The 18,243-nt window shown below is 63.2% G+C and carries 16 protein-coding genes and 1 other RNA gene; 5 read left to right on the forward strand and 12 right to left on the reverse strand.

The features are described 5' to 3' along the window. Window positions 1–165: 165 nt before the first annotated feature. The 5 genes from recR to ffs all read right to left on the reverse strand — a co-directional run bounded on the left by recR (window position 166) and on the right by ffs (window position 4,564). A complete protein-coding gene (recR, locus tag NKH33_RS24345; RefSeq protein WP_023676872.1) occupies window positions 166–771 on the reverse strand; it encodes a recombination mediator RecR in 606 nt (201 codons plus the stop codon). A gap of 241 nt (window positions 772–1,012) precedes the next feature. Further along, entirely contained in the window at window positions 1,013–1,951 is a 939-nt protein-coding gene (locus NKH33_RS24350) for a cell wall hydrolase (protein WP_352470045.1), read from the reverse strand. Window positions 1,952–2,172: 221 nt separating this feature from the next. Continuing rightward, window positions 2,173–2,496, reverse strand: a complete 324-nt coding sequence (locus NKH33_RS24355; RefSeq protein WP_023676870.1) for a YbaB/EbfC family nucleoid-associated protein — start codon at window positions 2,494–2,496, stop codon at window positions 2,173–2,175. A 31-nt stretch (window positions 2,497–2,527) separates the two neighbouring features. Beyond that, window positions 2,528–4,363, reverse strand: coding sequence for a DNA polymerase III subunit gamma/tau (locus NKH33_RS24360; RefSeq protein ID WP_352921836.1), 1,836 nt, complete (start codon window positions 4,361–4,363; stop codon window positions 2,528–2,530). Between the two features lie 104 nt (window positions 4,364–4,467). After that, window positions 4,468–4,564, reverse strand: an RNA gene (gene ffs / locus NKH33_RS24365) — signal recognition particle sRNA small type. A gap of 359 nt (window positions 4,565–4,923) precedes the next feature. Between ffs and NKH33_RS24370 the strand changes: the two genes are divergently transcribed. The 3 genes from NKH33_RS24370 to NKH33_RS24380 are packed head-to-tail and all read left to right on the forward strand — an operon-like array spanning window position 4,924 to window position 6,651. Next, window positions 4,924–5,343, forward strand: a complete 420-nt coding sequence (locus NKH33_RS24370; protein WP_023676868.1) for an HIT family protein — start codon at window positions 4,924–4,926, stop codon at window positions 5,341–5,343. Window positions 5,344–5,381: 38 nt separating this feature from the next. Then, window positions 5,382–6,323 carry an NAD(+) diphosphatase gene (gene nudC, locus NKH33_RS24375; protein WP_352921838.1) on the forward strand — a complete coding sequence of 314 codons (942 nt, stop codon included), beginning with the start codon at window positions 5,382–5,384 and terminating at the stop codon, window positions 6,321–6,323. 25 nt (window positions 6,324–6,348) lie between these two features. Continuing rightward, a complete protein-coding gene (locus tag NKH33_RS24380) occupies window positions 6,349–6,651 on the forward strand; it encodes a Dabb family protein (RefSeq protein WP_023676866.1) in 303 nt (100 codons plus the stop codon). A 17-nt stretch (window positions 6,652–6,668) separates the two neighbouring features. Here the strand turns inward: NKH33_RS24380 and NKH33_RS24385 are convergent, their stop codons facing one another. From NKH33_RS24385 to NKH33_RS24415, 7 genes are all read right to left on the reverse strand, one after another. Continuing rightward, window positions 6,669–7,610, reverse strand: coding sequence for a 2-hydroxyacid dehydrogenase (locus tag NKH33_RS24385; RefSeq protein WP_352470041.1), 942 nt, complete (start codon window positions 7,608–7,610; stop codon window positions 6,669–6,671). 95 nt (window positions 7,611–7,705) lie between these two features. Then, window positions 7,706–9,337: an ABC transporter ATP-binding protein gene (locus tag NKH33_RS24390; protein WP_352921840.1), complete on the reverse strand. Its 1,632-nt coding sequence runs from the start codon at window positions 9,335–9,337 to the stop codon at window positions 7,706–7,708. Further along, on the reverse strand, window positions 9,334–10,473 hold the full coding sequence (locus tag NKH33_RS24395; protein ID WP_352448572.1) for an ABC transporter permease: 1,140 nt from the start codon (window positions 10,471–10,473) through the stop codon (window positions 9,334–9,336). Before NKH33_RS24395 ends, NKH33_RS24390 begins: the two co-directional genes overlap by 4 nt. Then, window positions 10,473–11,567, reverse strand: a complete 1,095-nt coding sequence (locus tag NKH33_RS24400) for a microcin C ABC transporter permease YejB (RefSeq protein WP_352448571.1) — start codon at window positions 11,565–11,567, stop codon at window positions 10,473–10,475. Before NKH33_RS24400 ends, NKH33_RS24395 begins: the two co-directional genes overlap by 1 nt. Before the next feature lie 279 nt (window positions 11,568–11,846). Then, the gene (locus NKH33_RS24405) at window positions 11,847–13,715 is read right to left on the reverse strand and encodes an extracellular solute-binding protein (protein WP_352921842.1); all 1,869 of its coding nucleotides are present in this window, start codon (window positions 13,713–13,715) and stop codon (window positions 11,847–11,849) included. Next, window positions 13,715–15,598: an extracellular solute-binding protein gene (locus NKH33_RS24410; RefSeq protein WP_352921844.1), complete on the reverse strand. Its 1,884-nt coding sequence runs from the start codon at window positions 15,596–15,598 to the stop codon at window positions 13,715–13,717. The genes NKH33_RS24405 and NKH33_RS24410 overlap by 1 nt, the downstream gene beginning before the upstream one ends. A 173-nt stretch (window positions 15,599–15,771) precedes the next feature. Then, window positions 15,772–16,425 (reverse strand): c-type cytochrome, encoded by a 654-nt coding sequence (locus NKH33_RS24415; protein WP_352540486.1) that lies wholly within the window; start codon window positions 16,423–16,425, stop codon window positions 15,772–15,774. A 192-nt stretch (window positions 16,426–16,617) separates the two neighbouring features. Between NKH33_RS24415 and NKH33_RS24420 the strand changes: the two genes are divergently transcribed. Next, the gene (locus NKH33_RS24420; RefSeq protein WP_352921847.1) at window positions 16,618–17,346 is read left to right on the forward strand and encodes a 3-deoxy-manno-octulosonate cytidylyltransferase; all 729 of its coding nucleotides are present in this window, start codon (window positions 16,618–16,620) and stop codon (window positions 17,344–17,346) included. Between the two features lie 30 nt (window positions 17,347–17,376). After that, complete coding sequence (locus NKH33_RS24425) at window positions 17,377–18,240, forward strand: prephenate dehydratase (protein ID WP_023717847.1); 864 nt, start codon at window positions 17,377–17,379, stop codon at window positions 18,238–18,240. Window positions 18,241–18,243 lie beyond the last annotated feature (3 nt).

Genomic DNA, 18,243 nt, shown 5'->3' on the forward strand with positions numbered 1-18,243 from the left:
TCCCATCAGCCATCGCATCAAGAAATGCGCCTGGAACGACGACTATCTCATCAATGCCATCACTCATATGCGATAGCCCTGCCCTTGAGGGGGAGATGTCCGGCAGGACAGAGGGGGGCGCGACGGAACGCAATCATCTCGGAAGCACTCTCCCCGCAACTCGCCTCAAAACACTGTCCGCGACTTCAGTGCTGCGGCCAGCGTACCTTCGTCGAGATAATCGAGTTCGCCGCCGACCGGAACACCGTGCGCCAGGCGCGTCACCTTGATGTCGAAGCCGGAAAGCTGGTCGGTGAGGTAGTGCGCGGTGGTCTGGCCCTCGACAGTGGCGTTGACGGCGAGGATCACTTCCTTGACTTCGCCGCCGGCGACGCGATCGACCAGCGAACGGATGTTGAGCTCATCAGGACCAATGCCGTCGAGCGGCGACAGCGTACCGCCGAGCACATGGTAGCGCACGTTCATGGCTGTCGCCCGCTCCAACGCCCAAAGGTCGGCCACGTCCTCGACGACGATGAGCGTAGTGGGGTCGCGGCGGGGGTCGGTGCAGATCATACATGGATCTGAGGTATCGACATTGCCGCAGGTCGAGCAGATGCGCACCTTGTCGACCGCCTCGCCCATGGCGGCGGCGAGCGGCGCCAGCAGCTGTTCCTTCTTCTTGATGAGGTGGAGCGCGGCGCGGCGTGCCGAACGCGGACCGAGCCCCGGCACCTTGGCCAGCAGCTGGATCAGGCGTTCGATCTCGGGACCGGCGATTCGCTTCGACATCGCACCGGTTTAGGATTTTTCCGCACGCTTTGGAACAGTTGAGCGGCTAGGGGCTCCGCTCTTCCCTTCTCCCCTTGTGGGAGAAGGTGGATTGGCGCGCAGCGCCAAGACGGTTGAGGGGTGTTGGCCGGAGCGCCGTCGATGCCAAGCTGGAGCACCCCTCATCCGACCTCGCTCCGCGAGGCCACCTTCTCCCACAAGGGGAGAAGGGAAGGCCGACGTCGCGGCCAGTGCTGCCGCCTCAGTTTTCTTCCAGTGGCCGGGTCTGGCCGGCGATCATCGCGCCGATGGCGTCGGTGTTCTCGGGCGTCGCCTCGAACGACATTGTCGGCTCTGCCGGCGCGGCCTGGAAGGAGGTGACAGGCCGCTCGCTCGCGGTTCCGCCAAAACGGGCCGCATCCGGCTCCTGCATTGGTTCCTGCAGCGCCACAAGCATCGGCTTCTCCGCCGTCGCCTTCTCCGGGGTCGCCATTCCGGCGGTCACCCTTGTCTGCTTTGCCGGCAGCGATGCGGCGGCGGTAACATAGGTTGCCTTGGCGAATGTCGGCTTGACCTCGCGAGCCGGCTCCGCCGAGGCGACAAGTATGGCCTGAGCGGCAGGCGCTTGCGGCTTGGCCTGGGCCATGGCGACCACCGGTTCGTCCGGCAGCGGCTGCCAGTTGCGGCCGCGCTTTTCATAGAAGGCATTGCCGCCGGCGACCATGGTGTAGTGCATGTTCTTGTAGGGGAAGCGCAGGCCGGCGGTGTGGAAATACATGGTGTTCTTCAGCTTGGCTTTGCGCTCGCCCTTGAGCACCGCCTCGGCGGCTTCCTCGACGTCGGGCATCGCCTTCGAATTCATCGGCCGTGTCATGACGCCCGGCGCGAACTGCCCCCGCTCGCCGACGACCTGGCAGATGGTGTTGCCGTGATTGCCGGACCGCAGCCGGTTCATCACCACGGTGCCGACCGCAATCATGCCGTCACGGCTGGAGCGGTTGGACTCGAAGAACATCGCCCGCTCCAGGCATTCCTTCTCCTTCGGCGTGGAATTGTAGGAGCGCGAGCTCAGGAAACTCGGCGTAATGGCATCGGTCAGGCTGGACATGCCGTGCGAGGCGGTCTGACTGCAAGCGGCCAAAAACAGCGGCGAGATAACGACGCCGAGCCGCAACGGCGTCTTCCATCGGGTAGAGATCAACAGGTGTCCCCTCAATTCTGCTGCCAGCCCGCCCCTGGTTGCGGCAAGAATGAGACACTTTCAGGCAAAAAGATGGCTAAAGCGTTATTAAGTGTGGGGAGTTGCCCAATAGACACAGTTGGCGGGCTTCCGAGAACCGGAGCGGAGCGTATGTTTCGTGAGCACCGGAAGCGCAGGAAGCCGCCGTTTGCAGGCCGGCATCACCTGGATATCAACACACCTTAGAACGGCAGTTTCATTCCCGGCGGGATCGGTAGGCCCGCGGTCAGCGCCCTGGTCTTCTCCTGCATGATCTGCTCGACCTTGGTCCTGGCGTCGTTGTGGGCAGCGAGAAGCAGGTCCTCGAGAATCTCGACCTCGTCTTCCTTGAACAGCGACGGGTCGATCTTCAGCGACTTCATCTCGAATTTGCCGGTCAGCGTCACGCTGACCAGGCCGCCGCCGGCCTGCCCGGTGGCTTCCAGCGTGGCGATCTCATCCTGCATGGCCTGGAACTTGGCCTGCATTTCCTTTGCCTTGCCCATCATGCCGAGAAGGTCTTTCATCGCACGGTCCTTTGCAGCTGGTCCTGGTTGTTCAGGTTTCGTCGTCGGCCGGCGGCTCGACCGGCACTTCGGCCTCGTCGGCTTCCGGCGCGTCGGGAATGCGCACGTCGATGATCTTGGCACCGGGAAAGCGCGCCAGGATGGCGGCGACCGTCGGGTCGCTCTTGGCATCGAGGAAGGCGTTTTCGCGCTTTGTCGATTCCATCTCGGCCAAGGTCTGGCCGCCCTCGTCCTTCGACAGCGACACCAGCCAGTTGCGGCCCGTCCAGGCGCGCAGCTTGGCGGTCAAATCATTGAGCAACATCTTCGGCGCATCGTCGGTCAGGCTGACGTCGATACGACCGGGCTCGATGCGCACCAGGCGCACGCAACGCTTCACCAGCACCTTGAAGGCCATGTCGCGCTGGGCGTCGGCAAGGGCGACAATGTCGGCCAGCGATTTCACCGGCACCGGCGGCGCCTCGACCGCCGGCTCCGGCGGAGCAACGAAGTTGGTCGGCACCGGCTCGGCCTCGACCAGGCGCATCGTCTCGACCAGGCGCATTGTCTGGGCGCCGCCATTGGCCGTCGGCATCCGCGCCTGCGCCACGGCGCCGGCACCACCGCCTGCAGGCGCATGGTTTGCGGGGCCGGGGCTTGCCGGCGTGCCATTCACGCGCGGCGCAGCGCCCGGCAGGGTACCGCCGTTCTCCAGCGATTTCAGCGCCTCGTCCAGCGTCGGCAGGTCGGCGGCATGGGCCAGCCGGATCAGCACCATCTCGGCGGCGCTGACCGGGCGGTTGGAGGTCTGCACCTCGGGAATACCTTTCAAGAGCATCTGCCACGTCCGCGACAGCACCTTGACCGACAGCGTGCTGGCGAAATCGGCGCCGCGCCGGCGCTCGTCCTCGGACAGCGAGGCGTCGTCGATGGCAGCCGGCACGAAACGCAGACGGGTGACCAGATGGTTGAACTCGGCAAGATCGGTCAGCACCGCGGCAGGATCGGCGCCGGTATCGTACTGGGCACGGAATTCGGCAAGTGCGGCGGCGACGTCGCCCTTCATGACATGTTCGAACAGGTCGACGATGCGGGCACGGTCGGCAAGGCCGAGCATGGCGCGCACCGCTTCGGCGCTGACCGCGCCGCCGCCATGGGCGATCGCCTGGTCGAGGATCGACTGCGCATCGCGCATCGAGCCTTCGGCCGCGCGCGCGATCATCGCCAGCGCATCGTCTTCGACTTCGATGCCCTCCAGACCGGCTATCCTGGCAAGGTCGGCCTTGATCATTGCCGCATCGATGCGCCTGAGGTCGAAACGCTGGCAGCGCGACAGGACGGTGATCGGCACCTTGCGGATTTCGGTGGTGGCGAAGATGAACTTGACGTGCGGCGGCGGCTCTTCCAGCGTCTTCAGCAGGCCGTTGAAGGCCTGGTTGGAAAGCATGTGCACTTCGTCGATGATGTAGACCTTGTAGCGCGCCGACACCGGGGCGTAGCGCACACGCTCGATGATGTCCCTGATGTCGTCGATGCCGGTATGCGAGGCGGCGTCCATCTCGATGACGTCGACATGCCGGCCTTCCATGATCGCCTGGCAATGCTCGCCGAGCACGGCAAGGTCGACGGAAGGCTGGTCGACGGTCGATGTTTTGTAGTTCAGGGCCCGCGCGAGTATGCGCGCGGTCGTCGTCTTGCCGACGCCACGCACGCCGGTCAGCATCCAGGCCTGGGCGATGCGGCCGGTGGCAAAGGCATTGGTCAACGTGCGGACCATCGGCTCCTGGCCGATCAGTTCGGAGAAATTCGACGGTCGGTATTTGCGCGCCAGCACGCGATAGGCGGCAGGCTTGTTCGATTTCCCGGCGTCGTTTCCGGCTTCGCTCATTCGCCCGTTAAGCTCCAAGGGCTGCCACTGGAGGCGGCCGATTCCTGCGCATAGTTTCGCCCGTACGGCTTGGCGCCGTCAATGTCGGGGCAAAAGGCGAAGAGGCGGGAGGCTGGAACAATGACCCGTTCCGGGCTCGTTAGGGCTGCTTCCTTCCGGACCTGACCCGGTTGGCGAGTGGACCGTCCACCACCAACCTCCCAGCCTCCATATCGGCAATCCGGCGATGAAATGCAAGTGCGGATGATAGGGGCCTTGAGCGACGGCGAAAGCTGAAACCAAAAACCCGCCTCGGCGGGCGGGTCGTTGGTGCGAATAATCACCATAGCGAGATTAGTAGCATAGCTGCCGGCACAAAGCAAGAACAAAATGTGGCCGCGATCAAAATCGTCGGCCTCGGCGGGGCAGCGCCAACCTGATGCAATTTGCCCGGGCCCTCACTTCTTCGCGCACAATCAGCGCCGCGACGGCCAATGTTGCTTGCTGCCCCTTGCGGCCCTTCGGAAGCCGCTCTAGCGTCGAGGGAGGTCAAAAAACGTCAAAAAGTGTGGGAAACGCCGATGCTGCCGGGCCTCAAGGCCGGATTCACGCTTGACGCCCAGCTGGAAGCCGACAGCGAACAGCTGATGTGGCTCGGCCTGTGCGAATTGCGCGTCATGAACGACCGCCGCTGGCCATGGCTGCTGCTGGTGCCGCAGCGGCCGGGCATCGAGGAAATCCACGACATGACGCCACTGGACCAGGCGATGCTGACCTTCGAGACCAACATGGTGGCGCTGGCGCTGAAGCGGGTGACCGGCTGCACCAAGATCAACACCGGCGCACTCGGCAACATCGTGCGCCAGTTGCATGTACACGTCATTGCCCGCTCGGAAGGCGATCCCGGCTGGCCCGGCCCGGTGTGGGGGCACGGCCTGCGCGAGCCCTATCAGCGCTCCGACCTTCGCAAGTTTGCGGAAAAGATCAAGGCAGCGCTATAAGCCTCTCCCGTGTCCACCTTGAACCTTCCCGAGTCTGCATGAGCTTTCGCCTGTTTGACGCGCCCTTGCGCGAGCCGAGCCAGTTCGTCGGCTTCGCCGGCAACATTATCGACCGGCAGTCCGAAAACCGCGCCGACGATTCCGTCGAAAAGGCACTCGCCGATCCCTCGGCGCGGCTTTTGCTGATGCGTGGCGGCCGGCTCTATTTGAAGCTTGCGCAAGGCGCATTCGCCCCTTGGTTCGGCGTGGCCGAATGCCGGCCGCTCGAAGCATCGCTCGAAAACGGCGTCCTGCTCGGTTTTTCCGAAAGCGGCCCGGTGCTGGCGGTGCCGGCCGGGGTCGAGCCGGAGCAGCTTCCCGAGACGATCAAGGCGATCGACTATCGCTCGGTCTATATGCAGGGGCTGATCGACGAAGCGGCGGCGGGCGCGCTGGCGCAAGGGGCGGCGCTGCTCGCCTGGCATGCCAGCCATCGCTTCTGCAGCAAATGCGGCACTGAAGCCGCGATGCGGGCGGGCGGTTACAAGCGGCATTGCCCGGCCTGCGGTACGGAGCACTTTCCGCGCACCGACCCGGTGGCGATCATGCTGACGGCGACACGCGAAAAATGCCTGCTCGGCCGCGGCCGGCATTTCGGGGCCGGGATGTATTCGGCGCTCGCCGGTTTCATCGAGCCGGGCGAGACGATCGAGGCGGCGGTGCGCCGCGAAACGCAGGAGGAAGCCGGCATCAGGCTCGGCCGCGTCGTCTACCACGCCAGCCAGCCCTGGCCGTTCCCCTATTCGCTGATGATCGGCTGCTTCGGCGAACCGCTCAACGACGATATCCAGCCCGACCTCAACGAGCTGGAAGATTGCCGCTGGTTCTTTCGCGACGAGGTGCTGTCGATGCTGGCCCGCGAGCATCCGGGCGGCCTGGTGACGCCGCCGAAAGGCGCGATCGCCTATAACCTGATCCGCGCGTGGGCCGACAGCGCGTGACACGAAGACATCGCAGGAGCAAAAAATGATCCGTCACACCGTCGTGTTCACGCTGAAACACCCGCCGCATTCGCTCGAGGAAAAACGGTTCCTCGCCGACGCCAAGAGGATTCTCACGGCGATAAAGGGCGTCACGCATTTCGAGCAGTTGCGGCAGGTCAGTCCCAAGAACGACTACCGCTTCGGCTTCTCGATGGAGTTCGCCGATCAGCGGGCCTATTCCGGCTATAACGACCATCCCGACCACGTCGCCTTCGTCCGCGACCGCTGGATCCCGGAAGTCGAGGCGTTTATGGAGATCGACTACGTGCCGCTCGGCTGGGGCTGAGACTGGAAAGCGGCGCTCTAATACCCGGCGTTGCGGTCTACCACATTTTCCAGCGGTTCGCCGCGCTCGAAGGCGTCCATCTGGCGCAGCATGATCGGCGCCAGGTGGACCGGATCGGAAGTTGCCGCCGCATGCGGCGTCACGAACACTTTCGGATGGCTCCATAGCGGGCTGGTCTTCGGCAGCGGCTCGACCTCGAACACGTCGAGGCTGGCCTCCTTCAGCGTGCCGTCGTCCAGTGCGCGCAAAATGTCGGCGTCCTTCTGCAGCCTGCCGCGCCCGGCGTTGATCAGCACCGAGCCGCCGAGCCCGTTGCGCTTGCGCAGCTCCTTCAGCACGCCGTGGTTGATGATACCGTGCGTCTGCGGCGTCAGCGGCAGCAGCACCACCAGGATGTCGGTGGCGTTGAGGAACGGGATCAGGCCGGCCTCGCCCGCGTAAGTCGAGACACCTTGCATCGGCCGGTCGCTGCGCGACCAGCCATTGACGGGAAAGCCGAGCGACAACAGCACCGATGCCGCCGCGCGGCCAAGCGTGCCGAGCCCCATAATGCCGACCGAGATGTCGCTGGCCGGCCGCTGCTGCGGTTCATGCCAGATCTTCTTCTGCTGCTGGGCGCGGTAGAGCATGCCCTGGCGATGGTGGTCGAGCACCCGCCAGACGACGTATTCGGTCATGTACTGGGTCAGGTTGTCGGCCACCACCTTGACGACCGGTACGTCGGGCAAGGTGGGATCGGCGAAGATGTGGTCGACGCCGGCGCCGATCGAGAAGATGGCGCGCAGATTGGGCAGCGACGACAACAGGTTCGGCCGCTGTTTCCACACCACCGCATAGGTGATCGAGGGATCGCCGGCGCCGTTCGGCTCGAGCACCACCTCGCGCTCCGCCGACAGCAGTTCGCGCCAGCGCAGCGGATGAATACCGGTGAGGGCAAGCAGGATGCGGCCTTTTTCCATTGCGGATTGTTTTTCCCTTTTTACCAACAGCGTTCGCGTCCCGACGCGCAAGGCGCGGCAGCGTTTTGATTTTGTGCATGATCTCTGGCGAAAATCTACTCGCTGACGATGCCGACCGGCGCCGTTTCGATCTTGAAGGCGGCCGAGATCAACGCCTTTGTATAGTCGGTCCGCGGTTTGCCGAAAATCTGTTCGGAAGGACCGGCCTCGACGATCCTGCCATTGCGCATGACGATGACTTCGTTGGCGAGCGCGCGGATGACCCTCAGATCGTGGCTGATGAAGAGGTAGGCGAGGTCGTGCTTGGCCTGCAGGCTGCGCAAGAGGTCGACGACCTGCGCCTGCACGCTCATGTCGAGCGCCGAGGTCGGCTCGTCCAGCATGACGAAACGCGGGTTGAGCACCATGGCGCGCGCGATGGCGACGCGCTGGCGCTGGCCGCCGGAGAATTCGTGCGGATAGCGGTTGCGCGTCGCCGGATCGAGGCCGACTTCCTTCAGCACGTCGACGACACGCTCGTCGCGCGCATCAGGCGACAGCTTCGGCTCATGGATCTTCAACCCTTCCTCGATGATCTCGGCGACCGACATGCGTGGACTGAGCGAACCGAACGGATCCTGGAAGACGATCTGCAACTCGCGCCGCAACGGCCGCATTTCGTTGAAGGACAGCTGATCGATGCCGCGTCCGTTGAACTGGATGGTCCCGGTCGACGAGATCATCCTGGCCAGTGCCAGGCCGAGCGTCGTCTTGCCTGAGCCGGATTCGCCGACGACGCCAAGTGTCTGGCCGGCCCGCACGGTGACGTCGATGCCGTCGACCGCCTTCACATTGTCGACGGTGCGCCGGAAGAAGCCCTTCTTGATCGGAAACCAGACCTTGACGTCCTTGCCGACCATCACCGGCTTGGCGGCCTGGTTGGCCGCCGGCGGCTTGCCTTTCGGCTCGGCGGCAAGCAGATGCCGCGTGTAGGCGTGCTGCGGATTGGCGAATATCTCGTTGGTCGGGCCGGTCTCGACGATCTTGCCCTTGGTCATCACGCAGACCCGGTCGGCGATCTTCCTGACGATGCCGAGATCGTGGGTGATGAACAGCATCGACATGTTCTTGCGGCTTTTCAGGCCGGCGAGCAGCTCGAGGATCTGCGCCTGGACGGTGACGTCGAGCGCCGTCGTCGGCTCGTCGGCGATCAAAAGTTCAGGCTCGTTGGCCAGCGACATGGCGATCATGACGCGCTGGCGCTGGCCGCCGGAAAGCTGGTGCGGATAGGCGTCGAGCCGCTTCTCCGGCTCGCGGATGCCGACCTCGCGCAGAAGTTCCAGCGTGCGCGCCTTGGCTTTGCGATCGCCCAGGCCCTGATGCAGCTTCAATACCTCGACGATCTGCTGCTCTATCGTATGCAGCGGGTTGAGCGAGGTCATCGGCTCCTGGAAGATCATGGTGATCTTGTTGCCGCGCACGCGGCGCAGGTCTCTCTCGTCGGCGGCAAGCAGGTCGGCGCCGAGGAACAGGATCTTTCCCGACGGGTGGCTGGCGGTCGGATAGGGCAGCAGCTTCAGAACCGACAGCGCGGTGACCGACTTGCCGGAGCCGGATTCGCCGACCAGCGCCACCGTCTCGCCCTTGGCAAGGTCGAAGGAAATATGGTCGACGGCCATCGACTGGTCGCCGGCTTGCGTGAAGGCGACGCTGAGATCCTGGACCGAAAGCAGCGGGGTGTCGCTCATCTGAACGTCTTGCGCGGATCGAAGGCGTCGCGCGTGGCCTCGCCGACGAAGACCAGCAGCGACAGCATCAGCGAGATGACGACGAAGCCGGAAATGCCGAGCCATGGCGCGTTGAGATTGCGCTGTGCCTGCTTCAGCAACTCACCCAGCGAGGCGGCGCCGGGCGGCAGGCCGAAGCCGAGATAGTCGAGCGAGGTCAGCGTCGAGATCGAGCCGCTGAGCAGGAAGGGCAGGAAGGTCAGGGTCGCCACCATGGCGTTGGGCAGCAGATGCCGGAACATGATGGTGACGTTGGACACGCCGAGCGCGCGCGCCGCATTGACATATTCGAAGTTACGGGCGCGCAGGAACTCGGCCCGCACCACGCCGACCAGTGCCACCCAGGAGAACAGCAGCATCAATCCGAGCAGGATGAAGAAGCCGGGCGGCAGGATGGCGGCAACGATCAAGAGCAGATACAGCACCGGGATCGCCGACCAGATCTCGATGAAGCGCTGGAACAGAAGATCGGTCCAGCCGCCGAAATAGCCCTGCAAAGCGCCGGCCGCCACGCCGATCAGCGCCGAGCCGGCAGTCAGGATCAGCCCGAACAGCACCGAGATCCTGAAGCCGTAGATGACGCGCGCCAGCACGTCGCGGGCCTGGTCGTCGGTGCCCAGCCAGTTCCAGTTGCCGACGTTGCAATTGGGGTCTGCCTCGCCTTTCGGATACTGGTTGCAGCGCGTCTTCTTGTCGTAGAGCCAGGACGGCTTGGTCGGTGCTGCTTCGGGAATAGCGTTGTTGACGGTCTGGTAGGAGTAGCGCACCGGCGGCCAGACCATCCAGCCATTGGCGTTGATCTCGTCCTGGATGACCGGGTCGCGGTAGTCGGTGACCGCATAGAAGCCACCGAACTTCTCCTCGGGATAGGCGACCAGGACCGGGAACAGGATCTCGCCCTTGTAGGAGGCGATGATCGGCTTGTCGTTGGCGATCAGTTCGGAAACCAGCGACAGCACGAACAGGAACAGGAAAATCCACAACGACCAGTAGCCGCGCCGGTTGGACTTGAAGTTCTGCAGGCGCCGCTGGTTGAGCGGCGACAGAAAGGGCCGCGCGATCCGAGGCGGCGCCGTTTCGGCTGTCACCTGCGCCATCAGACGTCTCTCCGCTCGAAGTCGATGCGCGGATCGACCCAGGTATAGATCAGATCGGACAGCAGGCCGACGAACAGGCCAAGCAGCGAGAAGATGTAGAGATTGGCGAAGACCACCGGATAGTCGCGCTGCACCACCGAGTTGAAACCAAGCAGGCCGAGGCCGTCGAGCGAAAAGATGTTCTCGATCAGCAGCGACCCGGTGAAGAATGCCGAGATGAAGGCACCGGGAAAACCGGCGATGACGATCAGCATGGCGTTGCGGAAGACGTGGCCATAAAGCACCTGCCGCTCCGACAGGCCCTTTGCGCGGGCGGTGACCACATATTGCTTGCGGATTTCCTCGAGGAAGGAATTCTTGGTCAAAAGCGTCGTCGTGGCGAAGGCCGATAATACCAGCGCGGTCAGCGGCAGGGTCATATGCCAGAAATAGTCGACGATCCGCTGCGGCCAGGACAGCTGGTCCCAATTGTCGGAGGTGATGCCGCGCAGCGGAAACCAGTCCCAGAACGAGCCGCCGGCAAACAGCACCATCAGCAAGATGCCGAACAGGAAGCCCGGAATCGCGTAGCCGACGATGACGACGCCGCTGGTCCAGACGTCGAAAGTGGAGCCGTCCTTGACCGCCTTGCGGATGCCGAGCGGGATCGAGATCAGATAGGACAAGAGCGTGATCCACAGCCCGATCGAGATCGACACCGGCATCTTTTCCAGGATCAGGTCGAGCACCGATATGTCGCGGAAATAGCTGTCGCCGAAATCGAAGCGGAGATAGTTCCACAGCATCATGCCGAAGCGCTCGAGCGGCGGCTTGTCGAAGCCGAACTGCTTCTCCAGCTTCTTGATGAATTCCGGATCGAGCCCTTGCGCGCCGCGGTATTTCGAGCCGACGTCGCCGGCGACATCGACATTGGCGCCGCCGGCATCACCCCCGCCGCCGCCGAGGCGATCGCTGCCGCCCTGGTTGGTCAGCCTGGCGATGACCTGCTCGACCGGCCCGCCCGGAGCAAACTGGATGACGGCAAACGACACCGCCATGATGCCGAACAGCGTCGGGATCATCAAAAGGATGCGGCGCAGTATGTAGGCGCCCATCAGGCTTTACCCTCCTTGAGGACGACCATTGTGTCTGAAGGTGCACCTAAGGCAATCGCCCCAGGCCAATTGCCGAAGACGGTGCCGCCCTTCATTGTCCTGCCGGACATTTCTCCCCGTATAGTGACGGGGAGAAAGGGGCTGGCCGTAGTCTCGGCGCTTCTATTGCGACGCTTATGATCGGCGAAACCATCGATGAAAGCGCCCCTCTCCCCGTCGCTATACGGGGAGAGGATGCCGGCAGGCAGGTGAGGGGCGGCGCCAGCGCTCGCAAGAAATTCAGGCTTTGCCAATTTTTGCCGCCTTGTCTTTGTCGAACCAGCACGACGTCTCGACCGGAAAGTCGTAATCCGGCTTTTGAGCGGGAAAGCCGAACATGTCCCAGAAGGCAGCCCGGTGATTCGCCAGATGGTATGTTGGAATCCAGTCTAGCCGCGCGCGCAAGACCCGATCGAGCGCGTTGAGCGCGGTGACGAGTTCGATCCGGCTCTGCGCCTTGCCGACTGCCTCGATCAGCGCGTCGATGGCTTTGCTTTCCGTACCCGGATAGTTGCGCATCCCCGGCGTTTTCGCCATCCGGGAAGCATAGAGGATCTCCAAACCATCGGCGGTTGGCGTCGCTCCGATCGACCATGCGAGCATGTTGAAGTCGAAGTCGAAATTGCTCTGCCGCGCTTCAAACTGCGCCGAATCGACCTGCCGGACCGAAGCGTCGATGCCGATCGCCTTCATATTCTCGGACCACGGAAGGAAGATGCGAACGAGGCCATCGTCCTCGGCCAGCATTTCCACCCGCAGCCGGTCGCCCTTGTCATTGACGACGAAATTGCCCGTTCGCTTCCAGCCGGCTTCGGCAAGCAGTCTCGAAGCCTCGCGCAGCAGCTTGCGGTCGTGGCCCGAACCGTCGGAGACGGGTTGCATCACCGGATCGCCGAAGGTCTCCGGCGGCAACTCGGCTCGAAACGACTCCAGCAGTTTCAATTCCTGGGGTGAGGGCAGGCCCTTGGCCTTGTAGTCCGACCGCTCGAAGTTCGATTGCGAACGCTCGTAGGAGTCGAAAAACAGAACCCGCCTGGTCCATTCGAAGTCGAAGCAATAGGCGATTGCCTGTCTCACGCGAATGTCGCGGAACTGCGGACGGCGCTGATTGAGTGCGACAGCCTGCATGGATGGCGTTTTCTCGCCGGGAAATTCGCGTTTGACGACCCTGCCATCCTTCAGCGCTGGAAAGTCGTAGCCGGTCGCCCATACCCGCGCGGTGAACTCCTCGCGAAAATGCGTATCGCCTTTCTTGAACGCTTCAAAGGCTGCCTGGCGATCAAGGTAGAAATCGATACGGATACGGTCGAAATTATTAAGCCCGCGGTTGACGGCGAGATCGCGCCCCCAATAATCGGCGACGCGTTCATATTCGATGGTCTGCCCGGCCACGACCCGCCCCATTCGGTACGGCCCGGAACCGAGCGGTGGGGTCATCGTCGAGGCGTCGAAATCATTGGCAGTGTAGAAAACTTTGGACACGATCGGCATTACGACGATGGCGAGGATATTCTGCGCGGATTGCTGGCCGTTGAAGGTAAGGTTGACCGTAAGCGGATCGACTGCGACCGCATTCGTCATATGTCGCAGCGCTTGGGAAAGATTCGGGTGTCCCCGGTCTTTGTAGAGGTTCAAGGCGAAGGCAACGTCCTCAGCCGTCAGCGGCGAGCCGTCATGGAAGCGCGCTTGTGGCCGCAGGCTGAAGCGGAAGCCGTTGCGGTCCTGCGACAAGGTAACGGATTCGGCAAGCAGGCCATAGACCGAATCCGGCTCATCGACTGCCCTTGCCATCAAGGAATCGAAGCAGAGCTCGGTGCGCGGCGGCGAATCCCCTTTCAACACCAGCGAGTTCAGCGTGTTGAAAGTCAGGAAGCTCTGATTGAGGGTGGAGTTCGGCGGGGCGAAATTCATCCGGCCGCCCTTGGGAGCGTCCGGATTGACATAGTCGAAATGCGTGAAATCCGGCCCGTATTTGAGATCGCCAAAAGCCGACAACCCGTGCAGTTTCACGCCGGTCGGAATGGCGGCGAAAGCTCGGCCTGGCAGCAGTGCCGCAGCGGCGGCGGCACCGCCCAGGGCGAGGAAGTCGCGACGGGGTAGCGCCGTCATCAATTGCCACTCTTGTATTTGGCCGCCAGCGCCTTTTCCTTGACCGGATCGACCCACCAGGAATTCTGGTCGACGCCGCTATAGGCGGGCTGTTTTTCCGGCATGCCGAACTTGTTCCAGTAGGCCAGCCAGACCACGGCGCGGTAATATTGCGGCACGACATAGTAGTTCCACAGCAGCACCCGGTCGAGCGCATGGGTGGCGGCAACCAGATCGTCGCGGTCGGTGGCAAAGATGACGCGGTCGACCAGCGCATCGACGACCGGATTCTTGATGCCGGCGTAATTGCGCGACGCGGGCGTATCGGCAGCCTTGGAGCTCCAGAAGTCGCGCTGTTCGTTGCCGGGAGAGTCCGACTGGCCAAGTTGCCCTATGATGACGTCGTAATCGAAATGCTTGACGCGGTTGATGTACTGGGTCTGGTCGCTCAGGCGCAGTGTGGCGTCGACGCCGATTTTGCGCAGATTGGCGATATACGGGCTGGCGATGACCTGGTCGGTGTCGTTCCAGCCGAGGATTTCGAATTTGAACGGTTCGCCAGTCTTGGCATTGACCATCTTGCCGCCCTTGATCACCCAGCCCGCCTTGGCGAACAGATCGACCGCGGTCTTCAGATATTTGCGCTCCGCCTGCGGGGTGTCGTAGACCGGCAGCTTGAATTCCTGGGTGAAGACTTCAGGCGGCAGCTTGTCGCGGTACTGCTCGAGGATTTCCAGTTCCTTGCCTTGCGGCAGGCCGCTCGACGCCAGTTCAGTGCCCTGGAAATAGCTGCTGGTGCGGGTGTTGGAGCCGAAAAACAGGGTCCGGTTCATCGTCTCGAAGTCGAGCGGATACATCAGCGCGGCGCGTACCAGACGATCCTGGAACAGCGGGCGCCTGGTGTTGAGCATGAAGGCCTGCATCGGTTCGGGCGATGCGGTCTTGAATTCCTTCTTGATGACGTCGCCGGCCTTGACCGCCGGAAAATCATAGAATGTGTTCCAGCGCCTCGAACTATTTTCCTGCTTGATGTCTTCAAGGCCGCCCTTGGTAAAGGCCTGCCAGGCGGCATTGTCGTCGAGAAAGTAGCTGAAATGCTGCCTGTCGAAATTCTCGCGACCGATCTTTACCGGCAGTTTGGCGCCCCAGTAGTCGGGCACACGCTGCCAGACGATTTCCGAACCCGGCTTGAAGCTGGCGATCTTGTAGGCGGCCGACCCCAGCGGCGGCTCCAATGTCGATTTGGTGACGTCGCGTTTCTTGCCGTTAGCGTCGGTGCCTTCCCACCAGTGCTTGGGCAGCACAACGAGATCGCCGATGATCTTCGGCAGCTCCCGGTTGCCCCTCTGGCTGAAGTGGAATTCGACCTCGCGGTCGGACACCGCGACGGCGTCGGTGACGTTTTCGAAATAGCGGCTGTACATCGGGCTGTTGGCCTTCAGCACCTGGAACGACCAGATCACGTCCTCGGTGGTGATCGGCTGCCCGTCATGCCATTTGGCCCGCGGGTCGAGCCGGTAGGTCGCCGAGGAATAGTCGGCCGGATATTTGTAGGCATCGGCGATCAGCGGATGGCTGGTGCTGCCCTCGTCGGTCGCCTGCTCCATCAGCGTGTCGTAGAGCAGGCCGCCGCCGAAGGCCGCGAAGCCGGCGGCCGGCGAACCCTGCACGATGTAGGGATTGAAGCTGTCGAACGTGCCGAGCACCACCGAATTCAGCGTGCCACCCTTCGGCGCATCCGGATTGACGTAGTCGTAGTGCTGGAAATTGTCGCCGTATTTGGATTCGCCGATCAGCGACGAGGTCGTGCGCCATTCGTCCGCGAAGGCCGCCTGCAGGACGCCGGCAAAAGCAGCCACAAACAGCACTGATTTCAGAAGCGCCCGCGCTCGGCCAACCGTCATGCGTTCTCCTCTTCGCGATATAGCGCCGTCACCATAGCGTCTGGGCCCAATCTAGATCATTTGGCGGCGCTGAAAACCGCAACCGAGCGGCTTTGTCGTCGCATATGCATTTTTCCTAACGAAAAAGCCGGGCTGAACCCGGCTTTTTCAAGGATAATGTCATTACAGTTTTGTTATTTTGCGGGTGCCGCCGGGGCGGCTGGCGCCGCGCCTTCTGCCGGCTTGGCAGGGGCTGCACCTTCGGCCGGCTTGGCGGGCGCGTTTTCGGCCGAGGCGCCGGGCGCCGGCAGCGGCTTCGGATTGTCCGACAGCGTGCGCAGATAGGCGATGACGTTGGCGCGGTCCTCATCCTTCGGCAGGCCGGCGAAGCCCATCGCGGTGCCCTTCACGAACTTCTTCGGCGAGGTGATGAAGTGGTTGAGATTGTCGTAGGTCCACTTCTCGCTGCCGCCCTTGGAGAACTCCTTCATGCCGGCCGAATAGGCAAAGCCCTCATGCTCGGCGACCGGACGGTCGACGATGTCCCAGAGATCGGGCCCAACCTTGTTGGGGCCACCCTTTTCGCCGGAGTGGCAAGCCTGGCATTTCTTGAAGATGGCGGCGCCCGCTTCGGCGTTGGCGGTGGTCAGCAGCTCGGCGATCGGCTTCACGGCCGCAGCGGGAGCGGCCGGGCCGCCTTCGGCGGGCTCGGTCGCCTCGATGGCGAAGCCGGGCTTTTCCGGCGCCGGCGAGGCAAACAGCGCGTCGGATACGATGCCAACGGAAAAGACGATGAACACCGTGCCGAGAAAGCCGGCGAGCAGCTTGTTGACTTCGTTGGAATCCATACGCCCCAGGCTCCCTTTTCCGGCGGACCGATCCGTCCACTCCGTCCGTCGGTATCGTGAACCACCCTGCGAGGCGGTCAAATCGCGCGGAAACTAGGTCTTTTGCTCCGGCGTTGCAACACCTATAAGGGCGCTGCCAGTGAGACCTTTTGCCACTTTTGTCCCCCTCTTTTTCGAGCCCCTGCCCGCCTCATGTCCACGCTCATCCTGATCCCGGCCCGCATGGCCTCGACGCGCCTGCCGGGCAAGCCGCTGGCCGACATCGCCGGCACTCCGATGATCGTCCACGTCGCCCGCCGTGCTGCCGAGGCGGGGCTCGGCCGGGTCGTCGTCGCCACCGACACGCAAGGCGTTGCGGAGGCGATGCGCGCGCATGGTTTCGAGGCGGTGATGACGCGGGCGGACCACGAAACCGGTTCCGACCGCATCTTCGAAGCGCTGACCATCCTCGACCCTGGCAACAGCGTCGAGATCATCGTCAATGTGCAGGGCGATCTGCCGACCATCGACCCCCTTGTTATCGGCGCCGCGCTGAAGCCTTTCGAGAACGCAGCGGTGGATATCGCCACGCTCTGCGTCGAGATCGTACGCGACGAGGAAAAGACCAATCCGAACGTCGTCAAGCTGGTCGGCTCGCCACTCTCGACGACGCGGCTCAGGGCGCTCTATTTCACCCGCGCCACCGCCCCTTGGGGCGAAGGCCCGCTCTACCATCATATCGGCCTCTATGCCTATCGCCGCGCCGCGCTCGAACGCTTCGTTGCGCTGAGGCCGTCGCCGCTGGAGCGCCGCGAGCGGCTGGAGCAGTTGCGGGCGCTTGAGGCCGGCATGCGCATCGATGCGGAGATCGTGCAGTCGGTGCCGCTTGGCGTCGACACGCCGGACGATCTCGAACGCGCCAGGGCGCTCCTTTCCGACTAAGAAATTCCCTCAATTCCCGAGACTCCGCGCATGCCTGAAAAGACCAACAAAATATCCTTCCAGGGCGAGCCGGGCGCCAATTCCGACACCGCCTGCCGCAACATGTTCCCGTCAATGGAGCCGTTGCCGTGCCCGACCTTCGAGGACGCCTTCAACGCCGTCGAGACCGGCAAGGCCGATCTGGCGATGATCCCGATCGAGAACACCATTGCCGGCCGCGTCGCCGACATCCATCACCTCTTGCCGGAATCGAAGCTGCACATCATCGGCGAATACTTTCTGCCGATCCACTTCCAGCTGATGGTGCTGCCCGGCGTCAGGCGCGACGAGATCAGGACCGTGCACAGCCACATCCACGCGCTCGGCCAATGCCGCAAATACATCCGCAAGAACGGCTGGAAGGCGACGGTGGCCGGCGACACCGCGGGCGCCGCCAAGATGGTCGCCGCGATGAAGGACCGCACCATGGCGGCGCTGGCACCGGCGCTGGCCTCGACGCTCTACGGACTCGACATCATCGAGGAGAATGTCGAGGACACCGACAGCAACGTCACCCGCTTCGTCGTGCTGACCAAGAACAAGCAATGGGCCGAACGTCCCTCGGCCGACGCCAGGATGATGACGACCTTCATCTTCCGCGTCCGCAATGTGCCGGCGGCGCTCTACAAGGCGATGGGCGGCTTCGCCACCAATGGCATCAACATGACCAAGCTGGAAAGCTACCAGCTCGGCGCGTTTACAGCGACGCTGTTCTACGCCGATATCGAGGGTCATCCCGACGATCCGCTGGTGAAGCTGGCCCTCGACGAGTTGCGCTTTTTCTCGCGCGAAATGCGCATCCTCGGCGTCTATCCCGCCAGCGCCTCGCGCGAGCAGTGGAAGGTGGCGGATTAGGAT

It is taken from the genome of Mesorhizobium sp. M1182 (assembly GCF_040318335.1).
Classification (GTDB): domain Bacteria; phylum Pseudomonadota; class Alphaproteobacteria; order Rhizobiales; family Rhizobiaceae; genus Mesorhizobium.

Coding starts and splice junctions, on each gene's coding strand:
- NKH33_RS24395 (WP_352448572.1), bottom strand. CDS start 10,473: ATGGCGCAGGTGACAGCCGAAACGGCGCCGCCTCGGATCGCGCGGCCC.
- NKH33_RS24405 (WP_352921842.1), bottom strand. CDS start 13,715: ATGACGGCGCTACCCCGTCGCGACTTCCTCGCCCTGGGCGGTGCCGCC.
- NKH33_RS24415 (WP_352540486.1), bottom strand. CDS start 16,425: ATGGATTCCAACGAAGTCAACAAGCTGCTCGCCGGCTTTCTCGGCACG.
- recR (WP_023676872.1), bottom strand. CDS start 771: ATGTCGAAGCGAATCGCCGGTCCCGAGATCGAACGCCTGATCCAGCTG.
- NKH33_RS24385 (WP_352470041.1), bottom strand. CDS start 7,610: ATGGAAAAAGGCCGCATCCTGCTTGCCCTCACCGGTATTCATCCGCTG.
- NKH33_RS24370 (WP_023676868.1), top strand. CDS start 4,924: ATGCTGCCGGGCCTCAAGGCCGGATTCACGCTTGACGCCCAGCTGGAA.
- NKH33_RS24380 (WP_023676866.1), top strand. CDS start 6,349: ATGATCCGTCACACCGTCGTGTTCACGCTGAAACACCCGCCGCATTCG.
- nudC (WP_352921838.1), top strand. CDS start 5,382: ATGAGCTTTCGCCTGTTTGACGCGCCCTTGCGCGAGCCGAGCCAGTTC.
- NKH33_RS24390 (WP_352921840.1), bottom strand. CDS start 9,337: ATGAGCGACACCCCGCTGCTTTCGGTCCAGGATCTCAGCGTCGCCTTC.
- NKH33_RS24355 (WP_023676870.1), bottom strand. CDS start 2,496: ATGAAAGACCTTCTCGGCATGATGGGCAAGGCAAAGGAAATGCAGGCC.
- NKH33_RS24420 (WP_352921847.1), top strand. CDS start 16,618: ATGTCCACGCTCATCCTGATCCCGGCCCGCATGGCCTCGACGCGCCTG.
- NKH33_RS24425 (WP_023717847.1), top strand. CDS start 17,377: ATGCCTGAAAAGACCAACAAAATATCCTTCCAGGGCGAGCCGGGCGCC.
- NKH33_RS24400 (WP_352448571.1), bottom strand. CDS start 11,567: ATGGGCGCCTACATACTGCGCCGCATCCTTTTGATGATCCCGACGCTG.
- NKH33_RS24410 (WP_352921844.1), bottom strand. CDS start 15,598: ATGACGGTTGGCCGAGCGCGGGCGCTTCTGAAATCAGTGCTGTTTGTG.
- NKH33_RS24360 (WP_352921836.1), bottom strand. CDS start 4,363: ATGAGCGAAGCCGGAAACGACGCCGGGAAATCGAACAAGCCTGCCGCC.